Origin of the sequence: Bacteroides sp. L008, assembly GCF_040812255.1 — a bacterium.
In the GTDB taxonomy this organism is placed as follows: domain Bacteria; phylum Bacteroidota; class Bacteroidia; order Bacteroidales; family Bacteroidaceae; genus Bacteroides; species Bacteroides vicugnae.
Genome location: NZ_JBFNXO010000001.1, coordinates 1,799,261 through 1,820,381 on the forward strand (window position 1 = coordinate 1,799,261; position 21,121 = coordinate 1,820,381).

Here is a 21,121-nt window from a genome sequence, read left to right on the forward strand (position 1 = left end):
AATTTAGTTCGTTTTTACTCTTTTCTCAAAATACTTTCTCAAGGCATTAGCCAGCAGATTCACCAACAGGATCATCATAATCAATACCAATGCCGTGCCATAAGCCAGCGGCAGTTGTGCCTCCATATCCGTTCCACTGGTGGAAATCACATACAAATGGTAAGGCAAGGCCATACACTGATCCAGAATGCCGGTAGGCAGTTGCGGCAGGAAGTATGCGGCACAAGTAAACAGAATCGGCGCCGTCTCTCCCGAAACACGTCCCAATGCGAGAATCAACCCTGTTATAATGTTCGGCATACCCATCGGCAGAATGACGCGTCCTATCGTCTGCAACTTCGTCGCTCCCAATGCCCGGCTACCTTCACGCATACTGTCAGGAATGGCTTTCAAGGCTTCCTCCGTTGTCCGGATAACCAAAGGTACGCAAAGCAAACCTAATGTCAAAGAGCCTGCCAGAATACTATCACCGAACCCCATATAATTGACAAACAGCGCCATACCGAACAATCCGAATACGATGGAGGGAATACCGCTCAAGTTATTGGTCATCACCCGGATAAAGCGTACCAACCTGCCTTTCGGCGCATACTCATTCATATAAATACCACTCATCACCCCTATCGGAAATGCAAACAGCGCACTTCCCACCATCAGATAGAAGGTACCTACAATAGCCGGCCAGATACCGCCACCCGTCATTCCGTCCGTAGGAGCCGAAGTGATGAAATCCCAACTGATAGTACCGATTCCCTTATAGATGATAAATCCCAGAATCGCAAACAATATCAATACAATGCAAAGACTCAACAACCGGAAAATTCCGAAAGCAAATTTCTGCGAACGGTGTTTAGCTTTATTATTACTCCGTATTTCCATCTTATTTACTACGCTTTAATCCTTTAGAAGAAATATATTCCACACTAAAGTTGATAATCAATGTAATGAAGAACAGTACGACACCCAACAGGAACAATGCCTGATAGTGCGGACCACCTGCAGGAGCCTCTCCCAGTTCGGCGGCAATCGTAGCCGGAATGGTACGCAAAGGCTCAAGAATAGTTGTCGGAATCACGGCCGCATTACCCGTCACCATCAATACCGCCATCGTCTCCCCGATAGCACGTCCGATGCCAAGTACCACACCGGATGTAATACCCGAAATAGAATAAGGAATCACTACCTTATATATAGTCTGCCATTGAGAAGCCCCCAATGCCAGGCTCGCTTCCCGCATTGCACGCGGACAGTTGCGCATCGCATCCTCCGTCACCGTTATGATGGTAGGCAATGCCATAATAGCCAGTACGATACTCCCTGCCAGGCCGCTCTCTCCTACCGGAAGATTAAACAACTTCTGAATCAACGGAACGATGACAATCAACCCGAAAAAGCCATAGACCACCGAAGGAATACCGCTCAATAGTTCGATAATCGGTTTCAGCCAGTTCCGCACTTTCGGGTTTGCCACTTCAGACATATAGATAGAAACCGAAAGCCCGAACGGCAAAGCAAAAAGAATGGCGAACAGACTCACCCACAACGTACCGGTAATCAACGGCAGAAAGCCGAATTGAGCTGCCGGAGTGGCCGTAGGAAACCATTCGGCACCCGCAAATACATCTTTCACGGAAATGGTGTTATCTTCTATGAAATGCACCGCGTCCGGATGAACAATAAACTTCTGCGGAACAAAAGCTACGATACCCGGTGTTTTCTCTACCAGTTCCGTAATCTTGTCGCCTGCATATTCATAAGCAGGTCCCAGCTCCTCTTCCGTATAATACTGCGTTATATCCTCCAAACGAAAAACCCGGATAGGGAGATCTTCCCCACCGAGCTCCTTCCAGTTTGTAATCTCCTCATCAAAAACATTTTTTATCTGTGCAGGGCTCAACACACTAACTTTGTTGCTCTTATTCAGCGCCAACACATATCCCTCTTCAATCACCTTGCTCTTGAACAGCCCGAAAGCTTCCGTGAAAAGGAAGAGTACAATCAGCAGAATAGTAATACTTGTCACGAAACCGCTACAAGTCAACATTCCTTCCACAATCCTTTCAAATACCTTTTTCATACCTACTATGATTTCTGATGCAAAGAAAGCGTCTCTTTATTAAGGAGGTATGACTAATGTTTGAAGGAAATGTTTCAATCGTATTACATTTGTGTTACAAGCAATATTTCCATTCCGGATGAAATGGAAATGTAATATCCGATTGCTTAATTTGCAAAGTCAATAAAAAGAAGAAATATGAAAGTGAGAAGAAACTTATTAATCGCCCTTTCCTTACTCTCGCTCGGTGCCAACGCGCAACGTATAAAAGGTAGCGACACGGTACTACCTGTCGCACAACAGACAGCAGAGCGGTTTATGAACCAGCATCCGGATGCCCGTGTCACAGTAACCGGTGGCGGAACCGGTGTGGGTATCTCCGCCTTAATGGATCATACAACGGACATTGCAATGGCCTCCCGCCCGATCAAGTTCAGCGAGAAGATGAAAATTAAAGCGGCAGGAGAAGAAGTAAACGAAGTGATTGTTGCCTACGACGCCCTCGCCGTGGTGGTGCATCCCTCCAATCCGGTGAAACAGCTGACCCGCCAACAACTGGAGGATATTTTCCGGGGGAAGATAACCAACTGGAAACAGGTAGGCGGAGACAACCGAAAAATAGTGGTCTACTCGCGTGAAACATCGTCCGGCACTTACGAATTTTTCAAAGAGAGCGTATTGAAAAATAAAAACTACATGGCAAGCAGCCTTTCCATGCCGGCAACGGGTGCCATTATCCAGTCTGTCAGCCAGACCCAAGGAGCCATCGGATATGTCGGACTTGCCTACGTATCTCCTCGTGTCAAAACGCTTTCCGTATCTTATGACGGAAGCCACTACGCCACCCCTACGGTAGAGAATGCCACCAACAAGACCTACCCTATCGTCCGCCCGCTTTACTACTATTATAATGTAAAAAATAAGGAACAAGTTAGTCCCCTGATTCAGTTTATTCTTTCATCCGACGGACAAGACATTATAAAAAAGAGCGGTTATATTCCGGTTAAATAAAAAAAATGTCCTACTTTTGTAGCCTAAATACAGATAACATTAACCGTTATGACAGATATTAAAAACGAAGAAGCAGGCGAAAAGAAAAGCTTGAACTTTATTGAACAGGCAGTAGAGAAAGACTTGAAAGAAGGTAAAAATGGTGGAAAAGTGCAGACGCGTTTCCCGCCCGAGCCCAACGGCTACCTTCACATCGGCCATGCCAAAGCTATTTGCCTTGATTTCGGCATCGCAGAAAAACACGGCGGTGTATGTAACCTTCGTTTCGACGACACAAACCCTACCAAGGAAGATGTGGAATATGTAGAAGCTATCAAAGAAGATATCCAATGGTTAGGCTACCAGTGGGGAAATGAATATTATGCTTCTGACTACTTCCAGCAATTATGGGATTTCGCGATCCGCCTGATACAGGAGGGAAAAGCATATATCGACGAACAAAGTTCCGAACTGATCGCACAGCAGAAAGGCACGCCTACCCAACCGGGTGTGGAAAGCCCTTACCGGAACCGTCCTATCGAAGAGAGCCTCGAACTTTTTAAGAAAATGAATAGCGGCGAGATCGAAGAAGGCGCCATGGTACTTCGTGCCAAGATTGACATGGCTAATCCGAATATGCACTTCCGCGATCCGATTATTTACCGTGTAGTGAAACACCCGCACCACCGTACGGGTACTACTTGGAAAGCTTATCCGATGTATGACTTCGCCCACGGACAGAGTGACTTCTTCGAAGGAGTGACTCATTCTCTGTGTACACTTGAATTTGTGGTACACCGTCCGCTTTACGACCTCTTCATCGATTGGTTGAAAGAAGGAAAAGACCTGAACGACAACCGTCCCCGTCAGACTGAATTCAACAAACTGAATCTAAGTTACACCCTGATGAGCAAACGTAACCTGCTCACACTGGTGAAAGAAGGATTGGTAAACGGATGGGACGACCCCCGTATGCCGACTATCTGCGGTTTCCGCCGTCGCGGTTATTCACCGGAGTCCATTCATAAGTTTATCGATAAAATCGGTTATACCACTTACGATGCCCTGAACGACATCGCCCTGTTGGAAAGCTCTGTCCGGGATGATTTGAACAGCCGTGCTACCCGTATATCTGCCGTTATCAACCCGGTAAAACTGATTATCACCAACTATCCGGAAGGACAGGTTGAGGAACTGGAAGCAATCAACAATCCGGAAGATCCGGAAGCAGGAAGTCACCTGATCGAGTTCAGCCGCGAGTTGTGGATGGAACGCGAAGACTTCATGGAAGATGCTCCCAAGAAATATTTCCGCATGACACCGGGACAGGAAGTACGTCTCAAAAATGCTTATATCGTGAAATGTACCGGTTGCAAGAAAGACGAAAACGGTGTAATCACAGAAGTATATTGCGAATATGACGCAAATACCCGCAGTGGTATGCCGGATGCTAACCGCAAGGTGAAAGGTACGCTCCACTGGGTAAGCTGTAACCACTGCCTGCAAGCAGAAGTACGTTTGTACGACCGCCTGTGGAAAGTGGAAAATCCACGCGACGAACTGGCTGCCATCCGCGAAGCAAAAAATTGTGAAGCACTGGAAGCCATGAAGGAAATCATTAATCCGGACTCATTGAAAATTCTGCCCAACTGCTACATAGAGAAGTTCGCAGCTACCCTGCCTCCACTCTCCTACCTGCAGTTCCAACGGATCGGTTACTTTAATATCGATAAAGAATCAACCCCGGAAAAACTAATCTTCAACCGCACAGTAGGGTTGAAAGACACATGGGGGAAGATTAATAAATAACTAAGCTTTCAAGCTTAACTTTACAATGGGGCTGTGTCAAAAGGATCATCATCAAAACTTTTGCAACAGCCCCATCTTAGCAATTAAAAATCTAAAATAAAATGGGTAGGAAAAATTCACCATCAGCAAAAAAGGAACTAGTCACACTAATCACAAACTACGAAGAAGCAAAAGCAGAAAACCGACAACTTTATCTGGATGCTGACCAATTGGCTGACATCGCTGACTGGTATGCCTCCGAACGAAAATTCAAAGAAGCACAAGAAGCAATCACTTACGGGCTTAAAATACATCCGGGAAATACAGATTTGCTTATAGAACAAGCCTATCTTTACCTGGACACCCAAAAGCTACAAAAAGCAAAGAAAGTGGCAGATTCAATTACCGAAGAATTTGACTCCGAAGTGAAACTGCTGAAAGCCGAACTATTGCTGAATGGAGGAAAACTGGAAGAAGCCCAATGGCTGTTAAGCACAATAGCGGATGCCGACGAACTGGAAACAATCATTGATGTTGTCTTTCTCTATCTGGACATGGGATATCCGGAAGCAGCCAAAGAATGGCTTGACAAAGGGAAATCCCGCTATGCCGAAGATGAAGAATATATGGCTCTCACAGCCGATTATCTGGCATCGACCCATCAGGTAGAACCGGCCATCACCTATTACAACAAACTCATTGACAAATCCCCGTTCAACCCGTCCTACTGGATGGGGCTGGTGAAATGTTACTTTGTTCAGGAACAAATAGACAAAGCCATCGAAGCCTGTGATTTTGCATTGGCAGCCGACGATCAGTACGGAGAAGCTTACGCCTACAAGGCACATTGTTTCTTCTATCTGAACAATTCGGATGAAGCCATCGAGAATTACCAAAAGGCGATTGAGTTCAAATCCATTCCCCCCGAACTGGGTTATATGTTTATGGGAATATCCTACGGCAATAAAGAAGAATGGCAGAAAGCCGATGACTATTACGACAAAGTAATCGCACGTTTTGAAGAAAACGGAGACAAACAGTCTATTTTATTGATAGACACTTATACCAGCAAAGCTTTCGCCCTGTCACATCTGGCAAGGTATGAAGAAGCGCATGAGTTATGCGAAAAAGCCAAAGAGATAAACCCGAATGAGGGATTGATTTATCTGACAGAGGGGAAACTATACCTCGCAGAGGAACTGGAAGACGAAGCTGCCATCTCTTTCGAAAAAGCGATAGAGACGAACCCTAACATAGAAATGTGGTATATGATTGCCTCTGCTTATTCGGAAAGTGACTATCTGTTCGAAGCGAAAGAATACTTTGAGAAAGCATACCAGATGAATCCGAAATACGAAGACGTGACGGAGAAATTGAGTGTTCTTTGCCTTATGCACGGCGAAATCGACAACTTCTTTAAATATAATAAGGAATGCGAGCATCCATTGGAAGAAGACATGATTCTGGATCTGTTGAACAGTCCCGAACATAGAGAAGAAGACGAAAGAACTCTCAAAGAAGTATGGGAACGCATGAAAAAAGAGAATAAGAAAAAAACGAAAGGAAAAAAATAAATCAATTTATAAATTCTATCCTCAAAAAACATGGAATCAGTAGCAGAACTTCTTAAATGGGTATTAGAAAACTTGAACTATTGGGTAGTCACCATTTTTATGGCTATCGAAAGCTCTTTTATTCCCTTCCCCTCGGAAGCCATAGTGCCACCTGCCGCATGGAAAGCAATGGCTGACGACAGTATGAATATCTTTCTCGTCATCCTATTTGCAACCATAGGAGCCGATATCGGTGCATTAGTAAATTATTACCTCGCCCGTTGGCTGGGTCGCCCTATCATTTATAAATTTGCTAACAGTCGTTTAGGGCACATGTGCCTTATTGATGAAGAAAAAATACATCATGCGGAAGAATATTTCAGAAAGCACGGTGCAGCTTCCACTTTCTTTGGCCGCCTCATTCCGGCTGTACGCCAACTTATCAGTATTCCTGCAGGATTAGCCGGCATGAAAATAGGTTCTTTCCTGCTTTATACAACTCTCGGCGCTGCTATATGGAACAGTATATTAGCTTTGCTCGGATACCTGATTTACCGTTTTACAGACCTCAAAACGACTAATGATGTCTATGTAATGGCAACCGAATACAGTCACGAAATTGGCTATGTCATTATAGCAGTGGTGGCAATGGTAATCGGTTTTCTGGCTTATAAAGGGCTGAAAAAGAAAAAATAAGTATTAAGTATTAAGTATTAGGTATTAACCGTAGCTGGTATTTTGCTCTAATTGTTGTTTACACAATTAATCAAACAGCCATGGTAATACTTAATACCTAATACTGGATACTTGGTACTCAGAAATTAAACTGGACTCCTACTCCCAATATCTCTTTAAATTGCACACGAGCACCTTTTGTACCATCCTTTTGCACGATTTTCACATCATCGTCATACATCAGGTTAGTAGTAAGTGTGGTTGAGAACCATTTATTGATAATCATATTTATTTGTACTTCCCAGTTCACATCTATGTTCAGCGGCTTATGCAGATAATCGGAATATAGATCCAAACGTGAATATACTGTCATATTCTTTAAGAATTCATATTTGGCTTCTCCTTTCAAGTTAGCACCGAAGCTGGATAATAGATGTTTGCCCGGATCAACTCCATAAGCTCCTTCGTCAGAGAGACGGTCATTGAGTACAAATGTTCCGCGCCACGCAGCCGGAGACAATACAACGGTAAATATCTTACCCGGATCATACGTAAAGCCCAAACCGGTAGTCAAATAGGCAGGAGCCATAAATTCGGAGATAGCAATGTCTTTATTAACAGAGTAGTCATATCCCGGAGAAAACTGTGTCTGGAAAGTGGCGAACGCACTGGCATACCAGTTTTTGGCAATAGAATAGCCATAATTCGTATTCAAATAAATTTTATCATTCGCTTTCCGGGTTCCGTCATCACCAGTCTTATTTAATCCATAAGCCAGTTCAATACGGTTATTCCACAGATGTTTTCCTTTCTTATAGTTAATCTGATAAGTGCCCTGCAAGTCAAAGGCAACAGAGTTATCACCTCCGGCAGCCCAATTAGTGAGGCTCACTTGCGTTAGTTTCAGTCCGGCAAATCCTTCTTTTGTCCAGGGAGAAGTTTGTGTACTATCGGCAGTTTGGGCCGATAAAGTTCCAGCGCCCATACATAACAGGGCGATGAATAGAGTTTTCATTTTGTTCATGATAGTTGAGGTTTAGTGTAGAAAAAACACAACCTAACAAGAACGGAGCTATGGCAGTTTACCAAGCCTTTTTACCAGTTCCCATTAGGTCAAAAAGTTTAAATAAGTATTAGGTGTTAAGTATTAAGTATTAGTCGTAGCCGCTGATTTGCCGCGGTTAATACTTAATACTTTATACTTAATACTTTATTATTGTATCGCAGCTAAGGCTTTGTCATAATCAGGCTCCTGAGTGATTTCAGGAACAAGTTCCGTATATGCAATCTTGCCATCTTTGCCAATCACAACTACGGCACGAGCCAAAAGTCCTGCTAACGGTCCATCTGCCATACGCACTCCGTAACTTTCGTCGAAATCAGAGAAACGGAAATCAGACAATGGAATTACATTTTCAATACCTTCTGTCGTACAGAAACGGCCGTGTGCAAAAGGAAGATCCTTAGAAATAGCCAATACTACCGTATCTTTCAGTCCGGCAGCCATCTTATTAAACTTACGTACAGAAGTTGCACATACGCTGGTATCCAGACTGGGGAAAATATTTAAAATCACATTTTTACCATTTAAATCTTTCAGAGAGAAAGAAGATAAATCTGTTTTTACCAGCTCGAAGTCAGGAGCTACCTTACCTACTTGTATAAATTCACCGATCAGTTTCACCGGTTGTCCTTTGAAATTTGTTGTTGCCATAATGCATGTATATTTAAAATTTACTTTATATAGGAAACAACTATTCCCCCAAATATGTTCACGGAAAACCTTTTCTAAATTCAATTTGTTATTCACCAACGAAATCACTTTAGTGTTCAATTTAAAATATAAAATGTATGGAAACTGTATTCAATGAGATTCAACATTCAGTAAAAAATTGGTGGACTTCTCTTCTTTTGGGAATCGTGTATATCATTGTAGCCCTTTGGCTCATGTTCTCACCCGTAAGCACCTATGTAGCTCTAAGCATCATTTTCAGTGTATCGATGCTGATAAGCGGTATTCTGGAAATCATCTTCGCTCTTAGCAACCGGAAAGGCGTCCCGAGCTGGGGATGGTATATCGTAGGAGGACTGATCGACCTCGTTCTGGGTATTTACCTGATTGCCTATCCGATGGTCAGTATGGAAGTTATTCCTTTCATTATCGCCTTCTGGCTTATGTTCCGCGGCTTCTCCTCCACCGGCTATTCCATCGACCTGAAACGTTACGGAACCCGCGACTGGGGCTGGTACATGGCTTTCGGTATTCTTGCCATCCTGTGCTCTCTTTTAATATTATGGCAACCCGCCATAGGAGCGCTCTACGCAGTGTATATGATTTCTTTTGCTTTCCTCATCATCGGACTTTTCCGTGTCATGCTTTCATTTGAACTAAAGAATCTACATAAAAGAAAATAAAAAGCTTTCGGCACTTACTTTGGGATTTTGTTTATCTTTGTAGGCAATTTACATCAATCAATTAATTAAAAAGGAAGAAAATTATGGCAATGCATACATGGTTTGAGTGCAAGATCCGTTATGAAAAAGTAATGGAAAACGGAATGCAGAAGAAAGTAACTGAACCTTATCTTGTTGACGCACTCAGTTTTACAGAAGCAGAAGCACGGATTATTGAAGAAATGACTCCGTTTATCTCCGGAGAATTTACCGTTTCGGATATTAAACGTGCCAACTATAGCGAACTTTTCCCCAGCGACGAAGAAAGTGCCGACCGCTGGTTCAAATGCAAACTTATTTTCATCACTCTGGATGAAAAAAGCGGTGCTGAAAAAAAGACTTCCACTCAAGTATTGGTACAAGCTGCCGACTTGCGTGACGCAGTCAAGAAGCTGGATGAAGGGATGAAAGGAACCATGGCTGATTATCAGATCGGTATGGTATCCGAAACTCCGCTCATGGATGTATATCCTTACAGCGCCGAACCGAATGACAAACCGGAGTTTGATCCGTCAAAAGCATAAGTAACAATGAGTATTGCTGACAATTTAAAGCAAGTGCTGGCCGAACTCCCGCAAGGAGTCCGGCTGGTTGCTGTCTCAAAATTCCATCCCAATGAAGCGATAGAAGAAGCATATCAGGCGGGACAGCGTATTTTTGGAGAAAGCAAAGTGCAGGAAATGACAGCTAAATACGAAAGTTTGCCCAAAGACATTGAATGGCATTTCATCGGACACCTGCAGACGAACAAAATCAAATACATGATACCATACGTAGCGATGATTCATGGAATTGATAGTTATAAACTGCTGGTCGAAGTCAACAAACAAGCTGTCAAAGCGGGACGTACAGTGAACTGCCTGTTGCAGATTCACGTTGCGCAGGAAGAAACCAAATTTGGTTTCAGTCCCGAAGAATGCAAGGAGATGTTGAATGCCGGAGAATGGAAAGAGCTGACTCATGTACGCATCTGCGGCTTAATGGGGATGGCCAGCAACACCGATTGTATTGAACAAATCAATCGGGAATTTTGTTTACTAAATGGGCTCTTTAACGAGATAAAAACAACTTGGTTCATCCACTCCGATACTTTCTGTGAGCTATCAATGGGAATGTCACATGACTACCACGAAGCCATTGCCGCAGGAAGTACGCTGGTACGAGTAGGAAGCAAGATTTTCGGAGAACGAATTTACTGATTAAGTGTTAAAAAAAACATATTGCTATGACCGATTTAAAAACTACTTTCGCAGGGCTTTCCCTTAGAAACCCTATCATCATTAGTAGCTCGGGGCTGACCAACAGTGCCGGCAAAAACAAAAAATTGGCAGAAGATGGTGCCGGTGCAATTGTTCTGAAATCACTGTTTGAGGAACAAATCATGCTGGAAGCAGACCAACTGAAAGATCCGGCTTTCTATCCGGAAGCCAGTGACTATCTGGAAGAATACATCCGTGAACACAAGCTATCCGAATACCTGACTTTAATAAAAGAAAGCAAGAAGGTATGCCCCATTCCTATCATTGCCAGCATCAACTGCTACACTGATTCCGAATGGATTGACTTTGCAAAGATGATTGAAGAGGCCGGTGCCGATGCATTGGAAATCAATATCCTTGCCCTGCAATCGGAAGTGCAATATACATACGGTTCATTCGAACAACGCCACATTGATATTCTCCGCCACATCAAAAAAACAGTCAAGATACCTGTAATCATGAAACTGGGTGATAACCTGACGAATCCTGTGGCATTAATCGATCAGTTGTATGCCAACGGTGCAGCAGCAGTTGTTCTCTTCAACCGTTTCTATCAACCGGACATCAACATCGAAAAGATGGAGCATATTTCAGGAGAAGTATTCAGCAATGCTTCCGACCTTGCCACTCCGCTCCGTTGGATCGGAATTGCGTCTGCAGTAGTAGACAAAATCGACTATGCAGCTTCCGGTGGTGTTGCCAACGCAGAATCAGTAGTGAAAGCTATCCTTGCCGGTGCTTCAGCCGTAGAAGTTTGCAGCGCAGTCTATCTGAATACAAATGCATTCATCGGAGAAGCCAACCGCTTCCTCTCTGCATGGATGGAACGCAAAGGATTCAAAAATATAGCTCAATTCAAAGGCAAACTGAATATTAAGGATGTTCAGGGTGTTAATACATTCGAACGTACACAGTTCCTGAAATATTTCGGAAAGAAAGAATAATAAAGAAAAGCAAGAAGTAAAAATCAGGCACGGATTACACGGATTACGCGGTTTAAGATAATTGGAGAAACCGTGAAATCCGTGTAATCCGTGCCAAATTTATTTTTTCATCATTACAGCAAGTTACTTGCCAACTCACTCAATTCACTTCGTTCACCTTTCAGCAAATTGACGTGTGCAAAGATATTCTGGTCTTTCATACGATCAATCATGTATACCAGACCATTGGACTGACTATCCAGATAAGGTTGGTCAATCTGTTGGATATCTCCCGTAAATACCATCTTCGTACCTTCACCTGCACGGGTGATGATTGTCTTTATTTCATTCGGAGTCAGATTCTGCGCTTCGTCGATGATGCAATACATTTCGCTCAAACTACGACCACGGATAAATGCCAAAGCTTCAATCACCAGCTGCTCGCTTTTCTGCATATCTTCTATGCGCTTCACTTCGGTAGAGTTTGCAGCAAACTGACGTTTTATCACGTTCAGGTTATCAAATAACGGCTGCATATAAGGAGCCACTTTCTCCTGCGCGTCTCCCGGAAGGAAACCGATATCCTTATTGGAAAGCGCCACAACAGGACGTGCCAGCAAAATCTGTTTGTAATCCGTCAGTTTGCCCAAAGCAGCAGCCAAAGCCAGCAATGTCTTCCCCGTTCCTGCTTTTCCAGTCAGAGCCACCAGTTTAATTTCCGGGTCATTCAGAATCTCAAAAGCAAAACTCTGTTCCGCATTCCGTGGTTCGATTCCATAATTCTTGCCTTTCATCACACGAATAATAGAATGGGTAAAAGGATTGTAGCGTGCAAGCACACTATTCCGGTCACTCTTCAATATAAAACATTCATTGGGGTGAATCAAATCCTTAAAGTCGAATTCACTCAAGTCAATGCCCTCCTTTGAAGAATAAATACGGTCGATCAATGCCGGATCTACATTTTCAAAGATCTCATTGGACTTCTCGAACACATCTACGTTATACACCTTATCCGTAATATAATCCTCGCAAAGCAAACCGATGGAACGAGCTTTCATACGCAGATTCACATCTTTGGTCACCAAAATAGTCATCATTTCCGGATCCTCTTCGGTCAGGTATTCGGTTGCCGCCAAAATCAAATGGTCGGGTTTCTTTATAGGAAACGACTCCCACACTTTGGTAGCCGGTACATTGCTCGTCACCACAAACAGACGTCCCAATCCTTCGCCAAGCTTCACTCCGTCGGAGAAAAGCTCGTCGCTTGTCAGCACATCCAATTCGCGCACGAACTCACGAGCATTGAAATTTATCTGCTCGTTTCCTTTTTTGAACTTATCCAGTTCTTCGAGTACAACAAGAGGGAGGTAAATATCATTTTCCTGAAAATTCTTCAAGCAATTGTAGTCGTGAAGAATAACATTCGTGTCTAGCACAAAATTTTTCTTAGTTCCCATGATTTCTTAGATTTAAATGTTGATATTTGCAATCTCATTCGCCAATCCCCCATTTATAGTCAGATTGACGGTTCTAAAGATAAACAAATTAGCGGGCAATAAAGATTGCCCGACGTTAAATATTATAAAACATGGACTATCAGAACACTTTAAAGTACTTATATGAGAGTGCGCCAATGTTTCAACAAATAGGAAGCAAAGCATATAAGCCGGGTTTAGAGACCACACATCAATTGGACGAACATTTCGGGCATCCTCATCAACAATTCAAAACGATACATATCGCCGGAACCAATGGAAAAGGTTCCTGCTCGCATACTATCGCAGCCGTATTACAATGCGCCGGTTACCGGGTAGGGCTATTCACCTCCCCCCATTTAATCGACTTCCGCGAACGTATCCGTATCAACGGTGAGATGATACCGGAAGAGTATGTAGTCAATTTCGTAGAAGAGCATCGCTCCTTCTTCGAGCCGCTGCACCCTTCATTCTTCGAACTGACCACCGCTATGGCATTCCGTTATTTTGCCGACCAGAAAGTAGATGTAGCAGTTATCGAAGTAGGCATGGGCGGAAGATTGGACTGTACGAATATCATCCATCCGGATTTGTGCGTTATCACCAACATAGGCCTCGACCACACCCAATATCTGGGTGACACGCTGACGAAGATTGCCAAAGAGAAAGCCGGAATTATCAAAGAAGGAGTTCCGGTCATTATCGGCAGAGCCCAAGGGGCGGTGAAACGTGTATTTACCATGAAAGCCAAAGAAAAGAATGCGCCCATCGAATATGCCCGTGAAAATACCCGGTACTGGGACATGGAAATAGTTCCTTATTCGAAGTTGCAAGAAATAAGACCGGTGATGGACAACGCAATTCAGAGCATGCGCGAAATGATCGAAGCAATGGACGAACAGTCAGAAGAAGAGGCAAATCAGATGCGGCAAGCATTACTCATGTTAGACCTGCCAGACAGTCTACGTGCGCTAGACCAGATACTCGACAAAAGAAAAGATGCTATCAAAATCCACAATGAGATGTTTCCTTTAGGACTTTTCACCGAGTTGAGCGGAGCTTACCAATTCGAAAATATGTTCACCATCCTAAAAGCCCTTGCGACACTGAACCGTCTGAACTACAACATCAGATCCCAGGACTATCGCGAAGGTCTTGCAAACGTATGTCAGCTCACCGGTCTGATGGGGCGTTGGCAGAAAGTGCACAGCTATCCGGATATTATCTGTGACACGGGACATAATGTGGATGGAATCGAATATATCCATGTACAGCTCAATGTCATTCACAAAACCTTCGATCAGGAGATCCATTTTGTATTCGGCATGGTCAATGACAAAGACATCCGGGGGGTTCTGCGAGCATTGCCGAAATATGCCACCTATTATTTTACCAAAGCAAGCGTCAAACGCGCGCTTCCGGAAAATGAACTGCTGGCATTGGCAGAAGAAGCCGGATTGAAAGGTACCACCTACCCCACTGTTGTAGAAGCTGTACAGGCGGCAAAAAAGAACTGCCCCCCCAAAGATCTGATCTTTGTAGGAGGCAGCAGTTTCATTGTCGCAGATTTGTTAGCGAACCGCGATACACTCAATCTCTACTAACGCATCCTTTGGCAGAGCTTTTACGGCAACCGCCGAACGTGCCGGAAAAGCTCCGTCAAAATACGTGGCATACACACCGTTCATCCCTGCAAACAGGGACATATCCTGAAGAAATACAGTAGTTTTGACAATGTTTCCCATTGTCAATCCTGCTTCTTCAAGAATGTGTTTGACATTCTCCAACGACTGGCGCGCTTGTCCTTCTATGCCTTCCGCCATCTGTCCCGTAGCGGCATCGATAGGCAACTGACCGGACACAAATACCATACCATTGGCTTCTATCGCCTGACTATAAGGGCCGATAGCCCCCGGAGCTTTCTCACTGCAAATTACTTTTTTCATATATATTTCTTTTTTCTGTTTACTGAACTTCAAAGATAAAAATAAATTTCGATTAAGATTGACAAATCTGTTTCTTTTTATTATCTTAGCAGCTGATGAGCAAGCATAATTACGACATATTCATTAGTTACCGTAAGAAATGTTCGGGCGACAAGCCTGAAATGCTACAACTGATGCTGGAAGAATCCGGATTCCGCAAAAGGGTGAGCTTTGACAAAGACAATTTAAACGGTCGGTTTGATGTTGAGTTGATTCGCCGCATTGATGAATGTAAAGACTTCATTATGTTCATGGTGCCGGAGACGTTTACAACGATCCGCCCGCTCAATGAAGAAGCGGTTGAGGCAGGCGAAAAAGCAACATGGGACATGGAAGAAGTGGCTTTCTACGAACGGATGGCGTCCTTGACCAATGAAGAGTTTGAAACAGAAATTAAACAGATCAGCCGTACCGGAGAGATCGATTTTGTCCGGATAGAATTAGGCCGTGCGTTACGTCGCCAAAGTAGAACCCCCAAACAGATAAATATCATTCCGATTGCTCCGCAGGAAAGTGAAAGCTATGATTTCGCTACCCTGCAACTCCCCCCGGACATTAGTGGATTGAAAGACTTTCAAGCTGTATTTTACAGCAACTCACGAGTAGCCCGATTCAAAGATATAAAAGGTGACCTCCTGAAGCAAATGTTGTCAAAGCCTTCTTATGTATCTGCCAAATGGCTTATGATGACTTTCATTGCCCTATTATTAATAGTAGCAGGAAGCAAAACTTATACTTCCATCCAAAGAACGGCAGAACAAAAACTGGAATTCAAGGAGTGTCGCACTTATGACGATTACAGTAGTTTCATAAAGAAACACCCGGACAGTTCTTTGAAATCGACGTGCGACTCTATCCTGCATGAATTCAACGCGCTCCGGAATGACGGACGCGCCTCCGTGAACAACACCGGAAACAGGGATATAAAAGACAGAGAGAAAGAATGGGTAGACGTAAAATGGAATCCTACGATCACACTGCCCCAGCTCCGCTCCCTGGTGGACATGATGAACAATATGCTGCTGATTCCGGCCAAAAACAAAGAATTCATCATGGGAAAAGCTACAGGAAAAGGGTATGACTCACCACAGCACACCGTTGTATTGAGTTCCGATTATTATATGTGTAAATACGAAGTAACACGCTCGCTGTGGTATGCCGTTATGAATGACTCCATTGTTACGGAAAAAGGCATGCTGCCTATGACACATATAACGTGGAATGATGCCGAAGCCTTCACCAAGGAGCTGAACAAGCTCACCGGTTTACCTTTTTCCCTCCCTACGGAGGCGCAATGGGAATATGCAGCCACCGGAGGCGAAAGTTATCCTTATGCCGGTTCAGACAACATTCGTGATGTAGCTTACTACGCCTCCAATGCCAATGAACGCTTGCATCCCGTTGGTGAGAAACACGAAAACGGGTTCGACTTATACGACATGTCAGGCAACGCCGCCGAATGGTGTACGGACTGGATGAACCGGTATGAAAATACACGGGTCACAGATCCCCAAGGTCCGGCAGAAAATCCCGGACACCATAAAAAGATTGTGAGAGGAGGCAGCTACCTGGCCAACGAACGTGATATGGACATTCGCCATCGCAGCGTACAGACTTACGATACATCAGAACCACATATCGGATTTCGTGTGGTACTTAATCCTATTCAATAACACAATGAATGCAGAATAAAAATGAGCATGAAAACTATTTTCAGAGTATTCATCCTCCTGTTTTTTTCCATCGGAGGGCAAATAAGTGTCAATGCACAGACAACGACACCCTTTGAAATGGTGTTCGACGCCTGTAAGAAAGCATGTGAAGCATTGGAAGGCGGCTTTGCCAGTGGTGAGCAACTGCTGGCAGTAAGCAAAACGCTGCGTGATGCAGCCCCTATCCCATTAACCGTCAAACAAACTCAGGGCGATGTCTTGAGCCTGAAAGGACATCTGGTCTTTGATTACGAATTTATTCAAGCCTGCGTTGATAATGAAACAATCTATGAAATCGCGGACAAGTATGCAGCAGAAGCGAGGATGAGAGGTGATAAGGATTCCGCCAACAAAGTAAGATTAGATACCAAAATGGTGGCTGCCGGTCAGACCTGTACTTTCGAGATTCCGAGCTGTTCGGGAACCTCGCAGATAGGCTGTGTGGCAGAGGTGAACCGTTCTTTCAGTTGGAAAATAAAGACAATCGGTTATCAATCGAAAAGTGAACGGGAATACAAATGTAATGACAGCGTCCGGAAAGGGCTTCCTTTCCGAAAAGAAAAGGTTAGCTCGGACGAGCGGTATAAAATCATCGTCTCGATCACCAATAGAAGCAAGAGAGACGGGAGCTTTGCCTTGATCTTATTTTAATCTACTAAAATCTCTATTATATGCGACAATTCATTCTATCTCTATTAGCCTGTCTGTGTCTGACAGCCTATTCACAGACTGCAAGCCAAGCCGACCTACTGGTTGAAGAAGCTCAAAAACTAGAAAGTAAACAAGATTACACAACCGCCATTACCCAACTGAAACAAGCGGACGAATTATATGTCAAAACGGGAAAGACACAGAGTGCGGAACGTGCTACCTGCCTGCACATTTTAGGCCGCTGTTATCTGAATCTGGAGCGTCCCGAAGGACTAACCTATACACAAATGGCAGCAGATATGCGCAAGACCATACTGGGTGAAACAGATATCAAATATATTTCCTCCCTGAACAACATAGGACTCTACTACCTGACTGTTGCAAAAGACTATCATAAAGCAACAGAAATTCACAGCAAGACATGGAAACTGTGCAGTCGCATTCAGCCTCGTCCCGAACAGGCATCCATGTTTCATCTCAATCTCGCCCGCTGCTACATAGCTTTAGGAGAAATGGATAAAGCAAGTGCCATCGTAGAAGAAGAAATAGCCATCAGTAAAAAGAGGTATGGCGAAAAGTCCCTTTCAGTAGCCCGTCAACTCCAGCAGATAGGTTCGTTGTACTACCTGTCGGAACGTAAAGACGTAGGGGTAACTTATTATGAACAGGCCTTCAACATCTTTCCTGACGATTCAAAAGAATACGAGCAACTTCTCAATTGGATATCGTCCATCTATCTGGAATTGAACAATCAGCCGAAAGTATTGGAATATATGAAATTGGCAGAAGCTCACAATAAAAAAGAACTGGAAAAGCCTTGCGACGAGCCCGGTTGCCTGACCGAGCGCGCCCAGTATTTTGCCAGTATAGGTGACAACGACAAGGCAAGGGCACATTTTCTGGATGCTTTAAAGAAATGCGATGTGAATACCCATAAGGAGATCGTTTTTAAGGTACGCCACTACTATGCGCAATTTCTCTCCGGAATACAAGATCACGCATCCGCCGGCGAATACTACGAACTGGCAGCAGACATCCTTCGCAACAATCCTGCCGAACAGGCTAAATTTGCATTGGAATCTTATCTGGGCGGACTCAATTATAGCATTGCTGCCAAGTATGAGGCCTCCAATCGTATGCTCAACCAGGCACTGTCGGTTTATGCACAGATGTTGCCGGACAGACTGGACAAATATGTAGACACCTCCATTGCATTATGCCGTAATTATGGATTTACCAAGGAGTATGGAAAAGCCCTCGAAATACTTGCAAAAGCCGAAAAACAGCTTCCGACGGGTAATAAGTCAGACAAGATGGGGGAAATTCTCCGTTCCAGAGGAAGTATCTTATACCGACAGAAACAATATGCAGAATCGGCAGCAAACTACCAACAGGCTGCAGACATTTACAAAGTTCTTCCCGGTAGTGATGTAAAATATCAGGATGCACTTAGCAGTCTGAATCGTTGCCACACCATGATGGGCAATGAGACAGCCGCCAGACAGACAGAACAGGATGCGGAACGTCAGCGAATGGCGGTTTTAAACAGGCTATTAAAAGAGAGTCTTGAACAACTGGATGCTTATCGCCTGCAATGGGGAGAAGACGGGTTGATGTATGTCTCCGCATTAGGGACTATCGCCGATATCTATTATACCCAAGGACAGACCGACAAGGCATTAGCCTATATGGAACCTTTCCTCTCCGGCGAAACAACCGCACTGCGTAATCTTTTCCGTCTCTCGAAAGCCGATGAACGCCTGGCATTCTGGAAGGATATCCGTTCCTCACTGGACAGTATTCCCCTCCGTGCAGCCAATATCGCCGCAACAGGTACGCCTGAACAAAAACAACGTTTTGCCCGGTTAGGTTACGATGCATTATTGTTTTCGAAAGGTATTATGCTTAATTCGTCTATTGAACTGGAGTCTCTGATCCGCGCTTCGGGAGATAAGTCTCTGCTCGACCAATACAACAAGGCTGCCCTTATGGCGGAACAAATTTTATCCATGCAAAGTGAACTCCCGAATGCAACCAATCAGACGGAAGCACAGAAAAATATCATCCGCCAGAAAGAGGAGTATGAACAGTTGCAACTGAACCTGATGCGAAAGTCTACTGATTTCGGCGACTATACCCGTTATCTTTCCGTCAAATGGCAAGACGTACAAAAGCATCTGCATGGAAACTCCATCGCCATAGAATTTGCTCTCATAGACGATGAATTACTAGCTCCGGACAAACATCTGGCCGCTTTCGTACTTCGTCCGGGCGACGCGTCTCCCACCGCAATCAAGTTAATGAGTCAGAAATTGCTATTGAAAGAGATGCAATCGCCTACGGCTTTCACCGCAACCGAAAACGGGGCACATTTCTGGAAAGCGCTGGATGAATATATCAGCAAAGCGGATACCATTTATTTTTCACCTGACGGGATACTTCACCAGTTGCCTGTAGAATATCTTCCGTATGGAGCGGGTAACCTGCCGTTAGCATTCCGGAAAGCCGTCTATCGTTTATCGTCAACAAAAGAAATCGCACTCGACAGAGCTTCGCAGAACTACTCATCAGCCGCACTTTTCGGAGGATTGGACTACGAAATGGCTTCAACCAAAGTCCGCAATATTGTTTCTACAGATCATAACTCCGGGAAATTCCGTAACGGACAGAATGGGTATCATGAGTTACCATATACGCTCAATGAAGTAAATAACGTAAATTCCCTGTTGAAAAAAAAGAAGATTAAAACCAATCTATTCGTAGGTGAAAACGGAACGGAAAAGCAGTTCCGAGCACTCGACGGCAAAGCTGTTTCGTTAATTCACATAGCTACTCACGGAGACTATAAAGAATTGAAGCGACGTGAAGCCGATGATGCGATGAAGCATTGCTTCCTGATTATGTCCGGCGCCAATGCCACGGAAGAGAATAACGACGGACTGCTCCGTGCAGATGAGATCAGTGTACTAAACCTCCGCGGTTGTCGTATGGTTGTTCTTTCTGCCTGCAACACCGGTCAAGGTACTCTTGGTGCGGATGGTCTTTTCGGTCTTCAACGAGGCTTCAAGAATGCAGGAGTACAAACCATCCTCATGACACTTTCAGCTGTTGACGACCAGGCCTCCATGCTTCTCATGACTAAATTCTATGAGAACATCATTTCAGGGTTATCCGAACGACAGGCTCTTATCAAAGCACAACAGTACCTTCGTGAGAACGGATATGCAGACAGTAAATATTGGGCACCATTTATCTTGTTGGATGCAGGCAGAGCGCCTATTCCTCATCCTTCGAGATCTTGAACCCTAGTTTCATAATCAGTTTCAAGGTTTCCACCGAAGAATTTCTGTCGTACACCTTTTCTTCTTCAGGTAATTCTTCATACGGAACCAGGCACGGATGCTGCTTCAACACATCATCCCGCTTTTTTCCATACGTCCAACCTTGTTCTATTCTGGTTTTCGACCAGACTTCATGAACATTCTTAGCCATCTCTTCTACCAGGTATTCCAACTCCTTCGGGAGTTGGATATGTCCTGTATCCACCGGATTGGGAATATACTCTTTCATTTTATGATTCATTATTTATATATTAGC

General features: G+C 44.1%; 19 protein-coding genes. 12 read left to right on the top strand and 7 right to left on the bottom strand.

The annotated features are described in order from the left end of the window. Positions 1 to 3 precede the first annotated feature (3 nt). Positions 4 to 879, bottom strand: a complete 876-nt coding sequence (gene pstA, locus AB3G73_RS07290; protein ID WP_148367901.1) for a phosphate ABC transporter permease PstA — start codon at positions 877 to 879, stop codon at positions 4 to 6. Between the two features lies 1 nt (position 880). Further along, on the bottom strand, positions 881 to 2,077 hold the full coding sequence (pstC, locus tag AB3G73_RS07295; RefSeq protein WP_234133887.1) for a phosphate ABC transporter permease subunit PstC: 1,197 nt from the start codon (positions 2,075 to 2,077) through the stop codon (positions 881 to 883). 177 nt (positions 2,078 to 2,254) lie between these two features. Between pstC and AB3G73_RS07300 the strand changes: the two genes are divergently transcribed. The 4 genes from AB3G73_RS07300 to AB3G73_RS07315 all read left to right on the top strand — a co-directional run bounded on the left by AB3G73_RS07300 (position 2,255) and on the right by AB3G73_RS07315 (position 7,083). Further along, positions 2,255 to 3,067: a PstS family phosphate ABC transporter substrate-binding protein gene (locus AB3G73_RS07300; RefSeq protein WP_099147584.1), complete on the top strand. Its 813-nt coding sequence runs from the start codon at positions 2,255 to 2,257 to the stop codon at positions 3,065 to 3,067. A gap of 48 nt (positions 3,068 to 3,115) precedes the next feature. Continuing rightward, positions 3,116 to 4,855: a glutamine--tRNA ligase/YqeY domain fusion protein gene (locus AB3G73_RS07305; protein WP_074638588.1), complete on the top strand. Its 1,740-nt coding sequence runs from the start codon at positions 3,116 to 3,118 to the stop codon at positions 4,853 to 4,855. Between the two features lie 101 nt (positions 4,856 to 4,956). Beyond that, entirely contained in the window at positions 4,957 to 6,408 is a 1,452-nt protein-coding gene (locus AB3G73_RS07310; protein WP_074638587.1) for a lipopolysaccharide assembly protein LapB, read from the top strand. A gap of 30 nt (positions 6,409 to 6,438) precedes the next feature. Continuing rightward, on the top strand, positions 6,439 to 7,083 hold the full coding sequence (locus AB3G73_RS07315; RefSeq protein ID WP_367744145.1) for a DedA family protein: 645 nt from the start codon (positions 6,439 to 6,441) through the stop codon (positions 7,081 to 7,083). Positions 7,084 to 7,201: 118 nt separating this feature from the next. Here the strand turns inward: AB3G73_RS07315 and AB3G73_RS07320 are convergent, their stop codons facing one another. Both AB3G73_RS07320 and tpx read right to left on the bottom strand, forming a co-directional pair. After that, positions 7,202 to 8,086 (bottom strand): DUF3078 domain-containing protein, encoded by an 885-nt coding sequence (locus AB3G73_RS07320; protein ID WP_074558996.1) that lies wholly within the window; start codon positions 8,084 to 8,086, stop codon positions 7,202 to 7,204. Positions 8,087 to 8,275: 189 nt separating this feature from the next. After that, positions 8,276 to 8,776, bottom strand: a complete 501-nt coding sequence (gene tpx / locus AB3G73_RS07325) for a thiol peroxidase (RefSeq protein ID WP_074559007.1) — start codon at positions 8,774 to 8,776, stop codon at positions 8,276 to 8,278. Positions 8,777 to 8,913: 137 nt separating this feature from the next. Between tpx and AB3G73_RS07330 the strand changes: the two genes are divergently transcribed. The 4 genes from AB3G73_RS07330 (at position 8,914) to AB3G73_RS07345 (ending at position 11,719) form a co-directional block, all read left to right on the top strand. Beyond that, positions 8,914 to 9,477 carry an HdeD family acid-resistance protein gene (locus tag AB3G73_RS07330; protein WP_004296649.1) on the top strand — a complete coding sequence of 188 codons (564 nt, stop codon included), beginning with the start codon at positions 8,914 to 8,916 and terminating at the stop codon, positions 9,475 to 9,477. Positions 9,478 to 9,560: 83 nt separating this feature from the next. Continuing rightward, the gene (locus AB3G73_RS07335; protein WP_004296648.1) at positions 9,561 to 10,040 is read left to right on the top strand and encodes a DUF4494 domain-containing protein; all 480 of its coding nucleotides are present in this window, start codon (positions 9,561 to 9,563) and stop codon (positions 10,038 to 10,040) included. A gap of 6 nt (positions 10,041 to 10,046) precedes the next feature. Further along, a complete protein-coding gene (locus AB3G73_RS07340) occupies positions 10,047 to 10,715 on the top strand; it encodes a YggS family pyridoxal phosphate-dependent enzyme (protein WP_074558994.1) in 669 nt (222 codons plus the stop codon). Between the two features lie 26 nt (positions 10,716 to 10,741). Next, positions 10,742 to 11,719, top strand: a complete 978-nt coding sequence (locus AB3G73_RS07345) for a dihydroorotate dehydrogenase-like protein (protein ID WP_074558993.1) — start codon at positions 10,742 to 10,744, stop codon at positions 11,717 to 11,719. Between the two features lie 113 nt (positions 11,720 to 11,832). Here AB3G73_RS07345 and AB3G73_RS07350 read toward each other — a convergent pair whose 3' ends face one another. After that, on the bottom strand, positions 11,833 to 13,158 hold the full coding sequence (locus tag AB3G73_RS07350) for a PhoH family protein (protein ID WP_148367896.1): 1,326 nt from the start codon (positions 13,156 to 13,158) through the stop codon (positions 11,833 to 11,835). A gap of 131 nt (positions 13,159 to 13,289) precedes the next feature. Between AB3G73_RS07350 and AB3G73_RS07355 the strand changes: the two genes are divergently transcribed. Continuing rightward, complete coding sequence (locus tag AB3G73_RS07355) at positions 13,290 to 14,780, top strand: folylpolyglutamate synthase/dihydrofolate synthase family protein (RefSeq protein WP_195650450.1); 1,491 nt, start codon at positions 13,290 to 13,292, stop codon at positions 14,778 to 14,780. Here AB3G73_RS07355 and AB3G73_RS07360 read toward each other — a convergent pair. Then, complete coding sequence (locus AB3G73_RS07360; protein WP_148367895.1) at positions 14,748 to 15,122, bottom strand: RidA family protein; 375 nt, start codon at positions 15,120 to 15,122, stop codon at positions 14,748 to 14,750. The two genes, AB3G73_RS07355 and AB3G73_RS07360, sit on opposite strands and share 33 nt — an antisense overlap. A 95-nt stretch (positions 15,123 to 15,217) precedes the next feature. Here AB3G73_RS07360 and AB3G73_RS07365 point away from each other — a divergent pair, with 95 nt between their 5' ends. From AB3G73_RS07365 to AB3G73_RS07375, 3 genes are read left to right on the top strand one after another with little or no spacing between them, the layout of a single operon-like run. Continuing rightward, on the top strand, positions 15,218 to 16,834 hold the full coding sequence (locus AB3G73_RS07365) for an SUMF1/EgtB/PvdO family nonheme iron enzyme (protein ID WP_297284950.1): 1,617 nt from the start codon (positions 15,218 to 15,220) through the stop codon (positions 16,832 to 16,834). Positions 16,835 to 16,861: 27 nt separating this feature from the next. Then, the gene (locus tag AB3G73_RS07370; RefSeq protein ID WP_229128693.1) at positions 16,862 to 17,524 is read left to right on the top strand and encodes a hypothetical protein; all 663 of its coding nucleotides are present in this window, start codon (positions 16,862 to 16,864) and stop codon (positions 17,522 to 17,524) included. A 20-nt stretch (positions 17,525 to 17,544) separates the two neighbouring features. Then, entirely contained in the window at positions 17,545 to 20,826 is a 3,282-nt protein-coding gene (locus tag AB3G73_RS07375) for a CHAT domain-containing protein (protein ID WP_367744163.1), read from the top strand. On the opposite strand, the gene AB3G73_RS07380 is transcribed toward AB3G73_RS07375, so the two are convergent. Continuing rightward, positions 20,801 to 21,094: a RyR domain-containing protein gene (locus AB3G73_RS07380; protein ID WP_004303891.1), complete on the bottom strand. Its 294-nt coding sequence runs from the start codon at positions 21,092 to 21,094 to the stop codon at positions 20,801 to 20,803. The two genes, AB3G73_RS07375 and AB3G73_RS07380, sit on opposite strands and share 26 nt — an antisense overlap. Positions 21,095 to 21,121: the final 27 nt, after the last annotated feature.

Excerpts from the sequence above, each read along its gene's own strand:
- pstA (WP_148367901.1), bottom strand. The coding sequence starts at position 879 with ATGGAAATACGGAGTAATAATAAAGCTAAACACCGTTCGCAGAAATTT.
- pstC (WP_234133887.1), bottom strand. The coding sequence starts at position 2,077 with ATGAAAAAGGTATTTGAAAGGATTGTGGAAGGAATGTTGACTTGTAGC.
- AB3G73_RS07300 (WP_099147584.1), top strand. The coding sequence starts at position 2,255 with ATGAAAGTGAGAAGAAACTTATTAATCGCCCTTTCCTTACTCTCGCTC.
- AB3G73_RS07305 (WP_074638588.1), top strand. The coding sequence starts at position 3,116 with ATGACAGATATTAAAAACGAAGAAGCAGGCGAAAAGAAAAGCTTGAAC.
- AB3G73_RS07310 (WP_074638587.1), top strand. The coding sequence starts at position 4,957 with ATGGGTAGGAAAAATTCACCATCAGCAAAAAAGGAACTAGTCACACTA.
- AB3G73_RS07315 (WP_367744145.1), top strand. The coding sequence starts at position 6,439 with ATGGAATCAGTAGCAGAACTTCTTAAATGGGTATTAGAAAACTTGAAC.
- AB3G73_RS07320 (WP_074558996.1), bottom strand. The coding sequence starts at position 8,086 with ATGAACAAAATGAAAACTCTATTCATCGCCCTGTTATGTATGGGCGCT.
- tpx (WP_074559007.1), bottom strand. The coding sequence starts at position 8,776 with ATGGCAACAACAAATTTCAAAGGACAACCGGTGAAACTGATCGGTGAA.
- AB3G73_RS07330 (WP_004296649.1), top strand. The coding sequence starts at position 8,914 with ATGGAAACTGTATTCAATGAGATTCAACATTCAGTAAAAAATTGGTGG.
- AB3G73_RS07335 (WP_004296648.1), top strand. The coding sequence starts at position 9,561 with ATGGCAATGCATACATGGTTTGAGTGCAAGATCCGTTATGAAAAAGTA.
- AB3G73_RS07340 (WP_074558994.1), top strand. The coding sequence starts at position 10,047 with ATGAGTATTGCTGACAATTTAAAGCAAGTGCTGGCCGAACTCCCGCAA.
- AB3G73_RS07345 (WP_074558993.1), top strand. The coding sequence starts at position 10,742 with ATGACCGATTTAAAAACTACTTTCGCAGGGCTTTCCCTTAGAAACCCT.
- AB3G73_RS07350 (WP_148367896.1), bottom strand. The coding sequence starts at position 13,158 with ATGGGAACTAAGAAAAATTTTGTGCTAGACACGAATGTTATTCTTCAC.
- AB3G73_RS07355 (WP_195650450.1), top strand. The coding sequence starts at position 13,290 with ATGGACTATCAGAACACTTTAAAGTACTTATATGAGAGTGCGCCAATG.
- AB3G73_RS07360 (WP_148367895.1), bottom strand. The coding sequence starts at position 15,122 with ATGAAAAAAGTAATTTGCAGTGAGAAAGCTCCGGGGGCTATCGGCCCT.
- AB3G73_RS07365 (WP_297284950.1), top strand. The coding sequence starts at position 15,218 with ATGAGCAAGCATAATTACGACATATTCATTAGTTACCGTAAGAAATGT.
- AB3G73_RS07370 (WP_229128693.1), top strand. The coding sequence starts at position 16,862 with ATGAAAACTATTTTCAGAGTATTCATCCTCCTGTTTTTTTCCATCGGA.
- AB3G73_RS07375 (WP_367744163.1), top strand. The coding sequence starts at position 17,545 with ATGCGACAATTCATTCTATCTCTATTAGCCTGTCTGTGTCTGACAGCC.
- AB3G73_RS07380 (WP_004303891.1), bottom strand. The coding sequence starts at position 21,094 with ATGAAAGAGTATATTCCCAATCCGGTGGATACAGGACATATCCAACTC.